The organism is Micromonospora sp. NPDC000663 (assembly GCF_042898105.1).
In the GTDB taxonomy this organism is placed as follows: domain Bacteria; phylum Actinomycetota; class Actinomycetes; order Mycobacteriales; family Micromonosporaceae; genus Micromonospora.
Genome location: NZ_JBIAYR010000005.1, coordinates 130,609 through 143,449, shown reverse-complemented (window position 1 = coordinate 143,449; position 12,841 = coordinate 130,609). Strand labels below are relative to the sequence as shown.

Genomic DNA, 12,841 nt, shown 5'->3' with positions numbered 1-12,841 from the left:
CGCCGGGCCCTTTTTCGGGTACGACCCCGGCCAGCACCGCCCGGGAAGGGCGTCAGCAAGCACCGCCCGGGAAGGGCGTCAGCAAGCACCGCCCGGGAAGGGCGTCAGCCGACGGCGGCCAGGTCGGTCAGGCGGGCCAGCGAGTCTTCCAGGTCGGCGCCCACCCTGCGCAGGCCGAGGCGCAGCAGGGCCGCCTTGACCGGGCCTGCCGGCCAGCGGACGACGATGAGCCGCACGATGGTCCCGCCCTCCTCCTCGTCGGGAGTGAGCTGGACGTAGATCTCGGTGCGCGCCTCCGCACGGGCACCGGCCCCCTTCGCCCGTTCCCGCCAGCCGATCAGGGTCGGCTCCTGATAGGCGATCACCTCGGCCTCATGCGCCGAACCGCGCCCCGCCTGGACCAACTGCCGCCGCCCGAAGCCCTCTCCGGAGAGCACTTCGGCCGCGCGGACTCCCGCCAGCCAGGCCGGCAACTGCTCGGCCCGCTGGACGACGTCCCAGACCACTTCCATCGGCGCCGCCACGTGCGCACTGCGTTCCACGAGGATCATTTCCGTCTTTCCTCCAGTGAGGACATCCCACGATATCGGCACTCTATGCGCTAAATCGGACTTACCTGGACGGGTTTGGAAAAAGACACGCCGATCAACCATTGCGGAATGCGGCAGCCCGGCCTATGGCGCATTCATCGACAGCGTCCTAAAGTCCCGAGCACGTTTCACATTGACCGGGAGGGCGCATGTCGACCGCACCGATGCCCGAGTTCCCCGTCGGCTTCCGCTGGGGCGTCTCCACGTCCGCCCACCAGATCGAGGGCGCCGCCACGGCCGACGGACGCCTACCGTCCATCTGGGACACGTTCGCGCACTCCCCCGGGCGGATCGGCGACGGCAGCAGCGGCGCCGACGCCTGCGACCACTACCACAGGTATGCCGAGGACGTCGCGCTGATGGCCGGGCTGGGCGTCTCCGCGTACCGGTTCTCGATCGCCTGGCCCCGGGTGCAACCCACCGGCTCCGGCCCGGTCAACGCCGCAGGTCTGGACTTCTACGACAGGCTCGTCGACGAGCTGCTGGCCTCCGGCGTCGACCCGGTGGCGACGCTCTACCACTGGGACCTACCCCAGCCCCTGGAGGACGCCGGCGGCTGGCTGAACCGCGACACCGCCGCCCGTTTCGCCGAGTACGCCGACCTGGCCACCGGTCGGCTCGGGGACCGGGTGGGACTCTGGATCACCCTGAACGAACCCTTCGTCCATATGAGCATGGGGTACGGCATGGGCGTGCACGCCCCCGGCCGGATGCTGCTCTTCGACGCGTTCGGCGTCGCACACCACCAACTGCTCGGGCACGGGCTCGCGGTAGCCGCGCTGCGCGCCCGCACCACCAGCCCGGTCGCGATCGCCAACAACTACTCGCCGGTGCGGGTGCTCGGCGACAGCGACGCCGACCGCGCCGCCGGGGACGCGTACGAGGCTCTGCACAACCGGCTCTTCACCGACCCGCTGCTCGGGCGGGGCTATCCGGACCTGCCCGGCTTCGACCCTGGCCTCGTCCACCCCGGCGACCTCGACACCATCGCCGCGCCGATCGACGTGCTGGGGGTCAACTACTACAACCCCACAGGTGTACGGGCCGCCGAGGAGGGCTCACCGCTCCCGTTCGACCTGGTGCCGCTGGACGGCTACCCGCGTACCGCCTTCGACTGGCCGGTGGCCCCCGACGGGCTGCGCGAGATGCTCGGCTGGCTCCGGGACACGTACGCCGACGCGCTGCCGCCCATCGAGATCACCGAGAGCGGCTGCGCGTACGACGACGTGCCGGACGCCGACGGCCGGGTGGCGGACCCGGAACGGATCGCGTACCTCGACGGGCACCTGCGCGCCGTCCGCGCCGCCATCGACGACGGGGTGGACGTGCGCGAGTACTTCGTCTGGTCGCTGCTCGACAACTGGGAGTGGGCCGAGGGGTTCACCAAGCGCTTCGGCCTGGTGCACGTCGACTACGCCACCCAGAGGCGTACGCCCAAGTCGTCGTACACCTGGCTGCGGGACGTGATCGCGGCCAGCCGGCCGGGGTCGGCGCGGTGACCACTGTCGACCCGACGCCGGCGGCGCTGCCGGCGGCCCTCGCCGAGCCGACGGTGCCGGTGCGGCGCGGCTGGATCGGTCTGATCTTCGCGGCGAACCTGGGCGTCTGGATGGCGTTCTTCACGCCCATCCAGGTGCTGCTGCCGCAGCAGATCGAGCAGATCGCGCCCGGCGACAAGGAGAACATGCTGGCCGTGGTCACCGGCCTGGGCGCGCTGGCCGCGGTGCTCGCCAACCCCCTGGCGGGCGCGCTGTCCGACCGGACCTGCCTGCGGATCGGCGGCCGGGAGTTCGGCAGGCGGCACGTCTGGACGGCGGGCGGGGCGGTGATCGGCGCGGCGGCGCTCGTGCTGCTGGCCCAGCAGCGCACCATCCTCGGGGTCGCCCTGGGCTGGGTCGCCGCCCAGGTGTGCTTCAACGCGATGCTTGCCAGCCTCACGGCCGCCATCCCGGACCGGGTGCCGGTGACGCAGCGTGGCGGGGTCTCCGGCTGGGTGGGCATCCCGCAGGCGCTCGGGCTGGTGCTCGGCGCGGTGCTGGTCACCGCCGTGGTCACCGGCAACGCGGCGGGCTACCTGGCCATCGCGGTGGCCATCCTGCTGCTGTCACTACCGTTCGCGCTGTTCACACCCGACGAGCCGCTGCCGCGTACGCACCGGCCGGCGCTGCGCGTCCGGGTGCTGCTGACCTCGATGTGGATCAGCCCCCGCCGGCACCCGGACTTCGCCTGGGCGTGGATCACCCGGTTCCTGGTCCAGCTCGGCAACGCCCTGGGCACCCTCTACCTGCTGTACTTCCTCACCGACGGGGTCCGTTACCCCGACCCCGAGGGTGGCCTGCTGGTGCTGATCCTGCTCTACACGCTCGGCATGATGCTGACCGCCGTGGTCGCCGGCCGGCTCTCCGACCGCTCCGGGCGACGCAAGAGCTACGTGATCACCTCCGGGCTGATCATGGCGGTGGCGGCGCTGCTGCTCGCGGTCGCGCCGGTCTGGCCGATGGCGATCGTCGCCGCGCTGCTGCTCGGCGCCGGCTACGGCGTCTACCTCTCGGTCGACGCCGCGCTGATCACCCAGGTGCTCCCCCGGGCCACCGACCGGGCCAAGGACCTCGGCGTGATCAACATCGCCAACTCGGCGCCGCAGGTGCTCGGCCCCGCGCTCTCCGCGCCGCTCGTCGTCCACCTGGGCGGGTATCCGACCCTCTACGCGGTCACCGCCGCGGTCACCCTCATCGGCAGCGTCCTGGTCGTCAAGATCCGGTCGGTCCCCTGAGTCGAGGCCCCTGGCGGAAAGCTCTCGACCGCCGCCGTAGGCTGGGGGACGTGACAGTACGTGTGCGCTTCGCCCCCTCCCCGACCGGTATGTTCCACGTCGGCGGCGCCCGCTCGGCGCTGCAGAACTGGATCTACGCCAAGCAGCAGGGCGGCGTGTTCGTGCTGCGCATCGAGGACACCGACGCGGCGCGCAACAAGCCCGAGTGGACCGAGGGCATCCTCTCCGCGCTGGACTGGATCGGCATCTCCCGGGGCAGCTACGAGGGCCCGCACTTCCAGTCGGAGAACGCAGGCGAGCACCGCGCCGCCGCCGCCCGGCTCTACGAGTCCGGCCGCGCCTACTACTGCGACTGCACCCGCGAGGACGTCCAGGCCCGCACCGGCTCGCAGTACCAGGGCTACGACGGCTACCACCGCGATCTCGGCCTCGGCCCGGGCGAGGGTCGCGCGCTGCGCTTCCGTACGCCCGACGAGGGCCTGACCGTCGTGGTGGACCTGATCCGCGGCGAGCCCACCTTCGAGAACAAGCTCATCGAGGACTTCGTCATCGCCCGTGGCGACGGCTCGCCGGTCTTCCTGCTGGCGAACGTCGTCGACGACATGACCATGGGGATCACGCACGTGATCCGGGCCGAGGAGCACCTGCCGAACACTCCCAAGCAGCAGCTGCTCTGGGACGCCCTCGGGGTCAAGCCGCCGGTCTGGGCGCACGTGCCGGTGGTGGTCAACGAGAAGCGGCAGAAGCTCTCCAAGCGCCGCGACAAGGTGGCCCTGGAGGCGTACCGGGAGGAGGGCTACCTCTCCGGCGCGATGCGCAACTACCTCATGCTGCTCGGCTGGGCGCCCTCCGGCGACCGGGAGATCGTCCCCTGGTCGGTCATCGAGGAGGAGTTCCGGCTGGAGGACGTCAACCCCTCCCCGGCGTTCTTCGACGAGAAGAAGCTGCGCGCGTTCAACGGCGAGTACATCCGCGCGCTGCCGGTGCCCGAGTTCATCGAGGCCTGCCAGCCGTGGCTGACCGGCACCGGCACCATCGCGCCGCCGCCGTGGCAGCCCGAGGAGTACGACGCCGACGCGTTCGCCGCCGTCGCGCCGCTGGCCCAGACCCGGATCGCGGTGCTCAGCGAGATCGTGCCGAACGTCGACTTCCTCTTCCTGGCCTCGCCGCTGATCGACGAGGCGGCCTGGACCAAGACGATGAAGGACGGCTCGGCGGAGCTGCTGGACGAGGCAGTCGCGGCCTTCGAGGCGCTGGAGTCCTGGGACGCCGAGTCGCTGAAGTCGACGCTGGAGGCGGTCGGCACCGCTCGTGGTCTCAAGCTCGGCAAGACGCAGGCGCCGGTCCGGGTCGCGGTCACCGGCCGCACCGTGGGCCTCCCGCTGTTCGAGTCGCTCGAGGTGCTCGGCCGCGAGCGCACCCTGACCCGGATCCGCGCCGCCCGCCTCCGCCTGGTCTGACCCGGCCTGGCGCGACGGTGGGCGGGGCGGGCTCAGCGCGGTTGGCGACGGCGGAGGATCAGGGCTGCCGTCAGTGCGGCTAGCACCACGAGGCCGCCCAGCGCCCAGAGCCACGGGCGTGCGCCCGAGTCGGACTGCTCCCCGGCTACCGGGGTCGTGGATGGCGTCGGGCTGGCGGGTGCGGCCGACGCCGGCCCGGCGGAGGGGTTCGCCGCCGGGGGTGATCCGGCAGGGCTCGGCTGGCCGGCGGCCGACGGCGTCGCGGACGGGTCCGCGGCGGTGCCGGTGGTGAGGGTGAACCGCACCTCGCCCCGGACCGGGTGCCCGTCGGCGGAGGCGAGCTGGTAGCCGACGGTGTAGAGCCCCGCGGCGGCCGGCTTGAACGGCACCCGTACCCGGCTGCCGTCGAACGTCGGCTGCCCGCCAGCGACCACATTGTCCGGTCCGGTTACTGTGATCTTCGTCGTAGTCGGCGACGGCCTGGCCAGGAACCGCAGCTCGATCCGGGCGGGTGCCGTCGCCACCCGAGCGCCGTCGCGCGGGTCGCTGCCGGTCAGCTCGTTGTGGGCGGCGGCAGGCGTGGCCGGGGCCAACAACGACACACCGAACGCCACGCCGAAGACCACTGGCACGACCCGTCCCAAACGTGTAACCCTGCCCCCCATGAACCCCTCCGTAAGGGTACGATCCGCCCGCTGATCAAACCGCTCCTCATTAGTCGAGCAGAGATCGCAGATAGTTCCAATTACTTGTTCCACAAGCTGCACGTCATCGACGTTCTGCAAGTCTGTGAGGGTGCCCGGCCAACCGGTCGGTGCCGTCACCGGCCGACCGATCCGGGCGTCGCGACGAAAGCCATCCATCGAACGGGGCGAGGAGGCGGGATGGTCCGACAGATGAGGCGGTGGGCCACCGTGCTGGCGGGCGCGTTGGCGGCGGCGCTGCTGTCGCTCGGCACCGCCGGTCCGGCCGCCGCGGCGCCGGCTCCGGCGCCCGCCGGGGTGGACATCGCCGGCACGGATCTGCCCGAGCCGCTGCGGCTGCGCGCGGACACGCAACCCGACCTCGTGGTCGCGGTCATCGACCAGGTCAACTTCCTCGGCCGCACCGGCGCTCCGACCGGGCCGAAGGCGGCCAACCTCGGTCCGAAGTACACGGTCGTGGTGCTCGTCGGGGACACCCCGAAGCAGACGTACGACCTCTACCCCGAGGCGGCCGGCGGTCCCCGGATCTTCCGGCCCGCGAAGCAGCCGGACGGGCACAAGACCAGCGCCGGCTGGTTCCTCGGCCGGCTCAGCATGTCCGAGACGCTGCGCGCCGCCGGGGTGCCGCTGGAGCGGCAGTTCGACACCGTCAGCGGTGGTGTGGGCGGCGGCGAGCGGGTCCTTCCGGAGGACACTCTCGATCCGGCCAAGGACCTCGACGAGGCACTCGGCGAGTTGCAGCACCTGCTGCTGCTCAACGTCGCGGTGATGCTGACCATCACGGTCGGCCTCGCCGGGATCGCGCTGCTGATTCGCCGCCGCACCCGCTGAGCTGAGCCGCCCGGCGGGTCGGAGCAGGCCAGCCGCCGGGCGACCCCGGGTCAGCACCAGCGGCGCGGCGGGCGCTCCCGGCGGGTGGCCCGCTGACGGGGCCGCACCGGACCGTGCCGGTGGGCCCCGGCCCACCCGGGACGTTCACTGAGGCAACCAGGCGGGACGTCCGACTCCGACTCCGACTCGGCGAGGGGCGCGGGCTCGGCGGAGCGCTGACGCGGGAGCATGGCCTCGTCGTCGGGGCGGCCGGCGAGCGGCTCGACCGGGTGCGACGGCGTACCGCCCACGGGCCGGCGGTGCTTGGCGGCCGACTGAGGGTCATGGTGCCCCGGCCGGCAGGGCTCGCCCTGGGCGCAGCCGTGTTCGGCCTCCCCGTGCGCCATCCCGGTCTCCTCACGCTCACACTCACCCGCGGGTGCTCCCCCGTGCCCTGCCACCGTACTGGCCGGGGCCGACGGGCCTGCACGGCGTACCCCGCGGTCAGTGCTTCGGGCGGCGCGGGAAGATCGTCTCCCAGACCGGGAACGCGACAAGCCAGATCACGATGGCGACGGTGAGCTTGTGGATCCAGCCCACCAGCTCGCGGGTGCGGTCCGCGTCGTTGACCCAGAGGATCGCGGCGCCGAGCAGGGCGCACGCGACGGCCCAGCCGAGCAGCGCCTTGGCCCACTCCCGCCACTCGTGACGGGTACGCGCCCAGCCGTGGCGGGGCGGCCGGACCGGCGGTGGTCCACCGGCGAACCGGTGGGCGAAGTGCTGGTCGGCCCAGCGCACCATCGAGTGCCCGAAGGCCACCGAGAAACCGAGGTAGGCGGCGGCGAGACCGTGGCTGACACCGGCGGTCGCGCCTCGGCGCAGGTCGAGCGCCGACGCGGCGAGCAGGGCGAGGTCCACAAGCGGTACGCAGACCAGCAGCGCCGCCCCGAGCCGGGGCCGCCGCAGCGGATAGCGGGCCACCAGCCCGGCGGCGAGCACCACCCAGAACGCGATCTCGCAGCCGATGATCACAGCGACCAGCACGTCGACCTCCCCCGTCTCACCACAAGCGTCACCGACCAGGAAGGCGTCGGCCTCGACGTAGGAGAGGAGATCCGGATCCACACTTCGACGGACCCGCCGGTCGCGTGCGGCGGCCGGCGCGGGGTGCGCGTACCCCTTTCGGCGCATGCCGGGGCCGGCAAGGTCCTCCCCTGGTCGGAGCCCGCGGGCCGACGGCTGTGGTGGGATCGGAGCATGCGACTGCCATCGTGGCTCGGCTCCGGCACACCCGGCCGGGACCTCGCGTTGGCCGGCGCGTCACTCGGCGGTGGCCTGCTGCTGTACGGCCTGGGCATGCAACCGCAGATCAAGCCGCACCCGGACGTGCCGCCCGCCGTCTTCCTGGCGCCCCTGCTGGCGGTGTGCGTCGCAGTCGGCCTCCGTCGGGTCGCACCACGCACCAGCCTGGCCGTGGGTACGGCGGCGCTCGTGGTGGACACGGCGCTTGGCAACTCGCTGGGCACCGTCGTGGTCTACACGCAGGTGATCTACGACGCCTGCGTGTACGGCCCGCCCCGTTTGTGGCGGTGGCTGCTGCGGATCACCGTGGCGCTGAGCCTCATCGGGGTCGCGGCCGGTGTGCTCGGGTTCGGCCAGTGGCGCGGTGCGGCTGTCGGGGTTCCGGTGGTGCTCGCGGGACTGCTGCCGGTGCTGACCGGGATCAGCGTGCGGCAGTACCGCGACCAGGCGGCCGCCGAGCGGGCCCGGGCCGAGCAGACCGCCCGGCTGGTCGAGCTGGACCGCCGGCAGGCGGTGAGCGCCGAACGGGCCCGGATGGCGCGGGAGCTGCACGACGTGGTGGCCAACCACCTGAGCGCGGTGGCCATCCACGCGACCGCCGCGTTGTCGGTGCGCGGGTTGGATCGCGGCCAGGTCGAGTCGGCGTTGCGGGTGATCCGGGAGAGCAGCGTGCAGGGCCTGGCGGAGATGCGGCAGATGATCGAGGTGCTACGGGATCCGGGAACCGGCGGCACGCCACCGGACGGCGCGCTGGGCGAAACGGTCACCGCGCGGCTCGCCGAGACGGACCGGCTGGTGGAGGGGATCCGGGCCGCCGGCCTCGCGGTACGGGTCCGTACCGACGGCACGCCGGGCCCGCTGCCGGTGGGGGTGGACCTGGCCGCGTACCGGATCGTGCAGGAGTCGCTGACCAACGCGCTCAAGCACGGCGCCGGCGACGCGGAGCTGGTCATCGCGTACCGGCCGGCGGAGGTGGTGGTGACTGTGGAGAATCCGGTGCGCCGAGGCGGGGCGGGACTGCCCGGCGCCAGAGCCGGGCTGATCGGGATGCGGGAACGCGCCACGCTGCTCGCCGGGCGGTTCAGCGCCGGGCCACAGGACGGCCGCTGGCAGGTGCGCGCGTCGCTGCCCACCGGGGTCGACGAATGAGCGGGCCGGCCGACGTCGAGACGACGGTGCGGGTGGTGCTGGCGGACGACCAGCCGGCGGTCCGCGCCGGACTGACGCTCATCCTGGCCGGCGCTCCCGGCGTCGAGGTGGTCGGCGAGGCCGCCGACGGCGACGAGGCGGTCGTGCTGTGCCGGGAGCTGCGCCCGGACGTTGCGGTGCTCGACATCCGGATGCCGCGCCGGGACGGGATCTCCGCGACCCGCGCCATCGTCGCCGAAGGGCTCGCCGACGTGCTTGTGCTCACCACCTTCGACCTGGACGAGTACGTCTTCGGCGCGCTGCGCGCCGGAGCGGCAGGTTTCCTGCTCAAGCACACCGACGCCGCCGGACTGGTCGAGGCGGTGCGGACCGTGGCGCGCGGGGACGGGTTCATCGCGCCCGCCGTGACCCGCCGGTTGATCGCTGCCTTCGCGTCGACCGCGCCTGGCGCCTCGACGGCCACCCACGCCGCGCTCCGCACGCTCACCCCACGCGAACGGGACGTCCTGGCCTGCCTGGGGCTGGGATTGTCCAACCAGCAGATCGCCGAGCGGCTGACGATGGCGGAGAGCACCACCAAGACACACGTGAGCCGGATCCTGGCGAAGTTGGACCTGCGCAGCCGGGTGCAGGCCGCGATCCTGGCCCAGGAGGTGGGCCTGCCCGCGCCGCCGTGACCGCGCCCACCCCGGCCCGACCGGAAGATCCAGGTCAGCGCGTGTCAGGCTAGGGCCGTGGGTACGTCCGGCGGTGGAGAGCTGACGGCCACGCTGCGCCGGATCGAGCGCGCGGCGGGGGCCCTCGCCACCGCGAGCGTGGCCCGGATGGACGAAACCCTGCCCTGGTTCCGCGCGCTGCCTGCCGACCAGCGGTCCTGGGTGATGCTCGTGGCTCAGGCGGGCGCCCGGTCGCTGGTGCAGTGGTTGCAGGACGGCGGCGGCACGGCGGACAGCACCCAGGAGGTCTCCGACGAGGTCTTCGCCGCCGCCCCGCAGGCCCTGGCCCGGTCGATCACCCTCCAGCAGACCGTGGCGTTGATCAAGGTGACCATCGACGTGGTCGAGGAACAGGTGTCACACCTGGCCGCCGAGGGCGAGGAGCAGCAACTGCGCGAGGCGGTGCTGCGTTTCTCCCGGGAGATCGCGTTCGCCGCCGCCCGGGTGTACGCGCGGGCCGCCGAGTCGCGCGGCGCGTGGGACGCCCGGTTGCAGGCCCTGCTCGTCGACGCGCTGCTGCGGGGCGACTCGCCGGACGTGCTGGCCAGCCGGGCCGCCGCGCTGGGCTGGGCGGACGCGCCACCGGTCGCCGTGGCGGTAGGTCGTTCCCCCGGCGGGGAGGTCTCCGCCGTACTGCACGTGGTCTACCGCCAGGCCCGCCGGATCGGCGTGGAGGTGATCGGCGGGGTGCACGGCGACCGGCTGGTGATCGTGCTGGGCGGCGCACCGGACCCGTTGGCGGCGACGGCCAACCTGCTGGAGGCGTTCGGGGACGGTCCGGTGGTTGTCGGTCCGGCCGTACCGAGCCTGGACGAGGCGACGGAGTCGGCGCGGGCCGCGCTGTCCGGTTTCCGGGCGGCGCCGGCGTGGCCGACGGCCCCCCGACCGGTGCCGGCCGCCGACCTGCTGCCCGAGCGGGCCCTCGCCGGCGACGCGGAGGCCCGCCGCCGGCTGCGGCACGACGTGTACGCGACGCTGGTACGCGCCGGAGGCGAACTGCTGGGCACCCTTGACGCGTTCCTGGCGGCCGGTGGCACGCTGGAGAGCGCCGCGCGGGCGCTGTTCGTGCACCCGAACACGGTGCGGTACCGGCTGCGCCGGATCGCCGAGGTGACGGGCTTCTCGCCGCTGTCCCCCCGGGACGCCTTCGCGCTCCAGGTGGCGCTGACCGTCGGTCGCCTGGATCCGGCCCCGGTGACCCCGCCCGTCCCGACTCAGACAATGACCCCGACCAACCGGAAAACCGTCCAAACCGATGATGACCCCCGACGATCTTTGTAGGAAACCTCCAACGGTCCTAGTGTGGTTTGGTCGAGGCCGGCACCGCGTCGGAAGCGCTTATCCGGGAGAGTCATAGTCGTGCTCGCCGTACTTAGTCCCGGCCAGGGTTCCCAGAAACCCGGCTTCCTGACCCCCTGGCTCGACCTGACCGGCACCGAGGCGCGACTGCGCTCGTGGTCCGCGCTGGCCGGGGTCGACCTGACGCACCTGGGCACCACCGCCGACGCGGACGAGATCAAGGACACCGCCCGCACCCAGCCGCTGCTCGTCGCCGCAGCGCTGCTCGCCGCCGAGCACCTGCCGCTGCACGACGTGACGCTCACCGCCGGTCACAGCGTCGGCGAGCTGGGCGCGGCGGCGCTGGCCGAAGTGCTGACCGCCGACGCCGCGATCACCCTCGCCGGCGTACGCGGCCGGGAGATGGCCGCGGCGTGCGCGCTGGAGCCGACCGGGATGGCAGCCGTGCTCGGCGGTGACCCCGACGAGGTGCTCGCCGCCATCGCGGCGCACGGACTGCACGCCGCCAACCGCAACGGGGCCGGTCAGATCGTCGCCGCCGGCTCGGTCGACGGGCTGGACAAGCTCGCCGCCGAACCGCCGGCGAAGGCCCGGGTCATCCGGCTCCAGGTGGCGGGCGCGTTCCACACCCCGTACATGGCGCCGGCCGAGACCGCGCTTGCCGCGGTCGCCGCCGGGATCACGCCCGCCGACCCGGAACGGATCCTGCTGTCCAACCTCGACGGCACCGCCGTCGAGGACGGCCAGGAGATGGTGCGGCGCCTGGTCCGCCAGGTCACCGCCCCGGTCCGGTGGGACCTGTGCATGCGCGCGCTGGCCGACCTCGGGGTGACCGGGGTGATCGAGCTTCCCCCGGCGGGCACGCTCGCCGGGCTGGTCAAGCGCGAGCTGAAGGGCAACGGAGCCCCGGAGATCGTCACCCTGAACACCCCGGACGACCTGCCCGCCGCCCGCGACCTGATCGCGCGACACGGCACGCCCGGCCAATCGCCCGCCCTCACCGGAGGTCTCTCATGACTGGCAGTCGCATCGTCTCGATGGGGCACTACCAGCCCTCGCGGGTGGTGACCAACGACGACATCGCCCAACTCGTCGACACCAACGACGAGTGGATCCGGGACCGGGTCGGCATCGTCAGCCGGCGGATCGCCGACAGCGAGACGGTCGCCGACATGGCCACCGCCGCCGCCGGCAAGGCGCTCGCCAACTCGGGCCTGAGCCCCGCCGACATCGACCTGGTAGTGGTCGCCACCTGCTCCTCGATCGACCGCAGCCCCAACGTGGCCTGTCGGGTCGCCGCGAAGTTGGGCATCACCGCGCCGGGCGCGTTCGACGTCAACACCGCCTGCTCGGGCTTCGCGTACGCGCTGGGCATCGTCGACCACGCCGTCCGGGCCGGCGCGTCGCGCAACGCGATAGTCATCGGCGCGGAGAAGCTCTCCGACTTCACCGACTGGACCGACCGCTCCACCTGCATCATCTTCGCCGACGGCGCCGGTGCCGCGGTGGTGACCGCGAGCGCCGAGGACGAGCCGGCCGGCATCGGCCCGGTGGTCTGGGGTTCGGTTCCGGAGAAGAGCGACGCGGTCCGCATCGAGGGCTGGCGCCCGTACATCCAGCAGGAGGGGCAGTCGGTGTTCCGGTGGGCCACCACGGCGCTGGCGCCGCTGGCCCTGCAGGCGTGCGAGCGCGCCGGGGTGGCCCCGTCGGAGCTTGCCGCGTTCGTGCCGCACCAGGCCAACTCCCGGATCATCGACGGCATCGCCAAGCGGCTCAACATCCCCGACGCGATCATCGCCAAGGACATCGTCGAGTCGGGCAACACCTCGGCGGCGAGCGTCCCGCTGGCCCTGTCCAAGCTGGTCGAGCGGCGGGAGGTGCCCTCGGGCGCACCGGTGCTGCTGTTCGGCTTCGGCGGTGGTCTGACCTACGCCGGTCAGGTCGTCCGCTGTCCCTGAGATCCCCTCGGGCGCGTAACGCGCGCCCAGGAGTGGCGGCCGGCGACGCCGACCGTCGGACAACCCCCGATGAAAGGAAC

General features: G+C 73.0%; 13 protein-coding genes. 9 read left to right on the top strand and 4 right to left on the bottom strand.

The window, feature by feature from the left end; genetic code table 11:
• Window positions 1-104: 104 nt before the first annotated feature.
• Window positions 105-551 (bottom strand): SRPBCC family protein, encoded by a 447-nt coding sequence (locus tag ACFY1S_RS19200; RefSeq protein WP_139585931.1) that lies wholly within the window; start codon window positions 549-551, stop codon window positions 105-107.
• A gap of 188 nt (window positions 552-739) precedes the next feature.
• Between ACFY1S_RS19200 and ACFY1S_RS19195 the strand changes: the two genes are divergently transcribed.
• From ACFY1S_RS19195 to gltX, 3 genes are read left to right on the top strand one after another with little or no spacing between them, the layout of a single operon-like run.
• Entirely contained in the window at window positions 740-2,089 is a 1,350-nt protein-coding gene (locus ACFY1S_RS19195) for a GH1 family beta-glucosidase (RefSeq protein WP_387119665.1), read from the top strand.
• Entirely contained in the window at window positions 2,086-3,363 is a 1,278-nt protein-coding gene (locus tag ACFY1S_RS19190; RefSeq protein WP_387119662.1) for an MFS transporter, read from the top strand. The genes ACFY1S_RS19195 and ACFY1S_RS19190 overlap by 4 nt, the downstream gene beginning before the upstream one ends.
• Before the next feature lie 50 nt (window positions 3,364-3,413).
• Window positions 3,414-4,823: a glutamate--tRNA ligase gene (gene gltX / locus ACFY1S_RS19185; protein WP_387119659.1), complete on the top strand. Its 1,410-nt coding sequence runs from the start codon at window positions 3,414-3,416 to the stop codon at window positions 4,821-4,823.
• Window positions 4,824-4,855: 32 nt separating this feature from the next.
• Here gltX and ACFY1S_RS19180 read toward each other — a convergent pair whose 3' ends face one another.
• Window positions 4,856-5,455: a copper resistance CopC family protein gene (locus ACFY1S_RS19180; protein WP_387119656.1), complete on the bottom strand. Its 600-nt coding sequence runs from the start codon at window positions 5,453-5,455 to the stop codon at window positions 4,856-4,858.
• Between the two features lie 252 nt (window positions 5,456-5,707).
• Between ACFY1S_RS19180 and ACFY1S_RS19175 the strand changes: the two genes are divergently transcribed.
• Window positions 5,708-6,358, top strand: a complete 651-nt coding sequence (locus ACFY1S_RS19175) for a hypothetical protein (protein ID WP_387119654.1) — start codon at window positions 5,708-5,710, stop codon at window positions 6,356-6,358.
• Window positions 6,359-6,408: 50 nt separating this feature from the next.
• Here the strand turns inward: ACFY1S_RS19175 and ACFY1S_RS19170 are convergent, their stop codons facing one another.
• Window positions 6,409-6,744 carry a hypothetical protein gene (locus ACFY1S_RS19170; RefSeq protein ID WP_387119651.1) on the bottom strand — a complete coding sequence of 112 codons (336 nt, stop codon included), beginning with the start codon at window positions 6,742-6,744 and terminating at the stop codon, window positions 6,409-6,411.
• A gap of 97 nt (window positions 6,745-6,841) precedes the next feature.
• The gene (locus ACFY1S_RS19165; protein WP_387120260.1) at window positions 6,842-7,381 is read right to left on the bottom strand and encodes a hypothetical protein; all 540 of its coding nucleotides are present in this window, start codon (window positions 7,379-7,381) and stop codon (window positions 6,842-6,844) included.
• Between the two features lie 213 nt (window positions 7,382-7,594).
• On the opposite strand from ACFY1S_RS19165, the gene ACFY1S_RS19160 reads away from it, so the two are divergent.
• The 5 genes from ACFY1S_RS19160 (at window position 7,595) to ACFY1S_RS19140 (ending at window position 12,761) form a co-directional block, all read left to right on the top strand.
• Complete coding sequence (locus ACFY1S_RS19160) at window positions 7,595-8,788, top strand: sensor histidine kinase (protein WP_387119648.1); 1,194 nt, start codon at window positions 7,595-7,597, stop codon at window positions 8,786-8,788.
• Window positions 8,785-9,465, top strand: a complete 681-nt coding sequence (locus tag ACFY1S_RS19155) for a response regulator (protein WP_387119645.1) — start codon at window positions 8,785-8,787, stop codon at window positions 9,463-9,465. Before ACFY1S_RS19160 ends, ACFY1S_RS19155 begins: the two co-directional genes overlap by 4 nt.
• Before the next feature lie 27 nt (window positions 9,466-9,492).
• On the top strand, window positions 9,493-10,785 hold the full coding sequence (locus ACFY1S_RS19150; RefSeq protein ID WP_387120257.1) for a PucR family transcriptional regulator: 1,293 nt from the start codon (window positions 9,493-9,495) through the stop codon (window positions 10,783-10,785).
• 78 nt (window positions 10,786-10,863) lie between these two features.
• A complete protein-coding gene (locus ACFY1S_RS19145; RefSeq protein ID WP_387119642.1) occupies window positions 10,864-11,820 on the top strand; it encodes an ACP S-malonyltransferase in 957 nt (318 codons plus the stop codon).
• Entirely contained in the window at window positions 11,817-12,761 is a 945-nt protein-coding gene (locus ACFY1S_RS19140) for a beta-ketoacyl-ACP synthase III (RefSeq protein WP_364362429.1), read from the top strand. Before ACFY1S_RS19145 ends, ACFY1S_RS19140 begins: the two co-directional genes overlap by 4 nt.
• Window positions 12,762-12,841 lie beyond the last annotated feature (80 nt).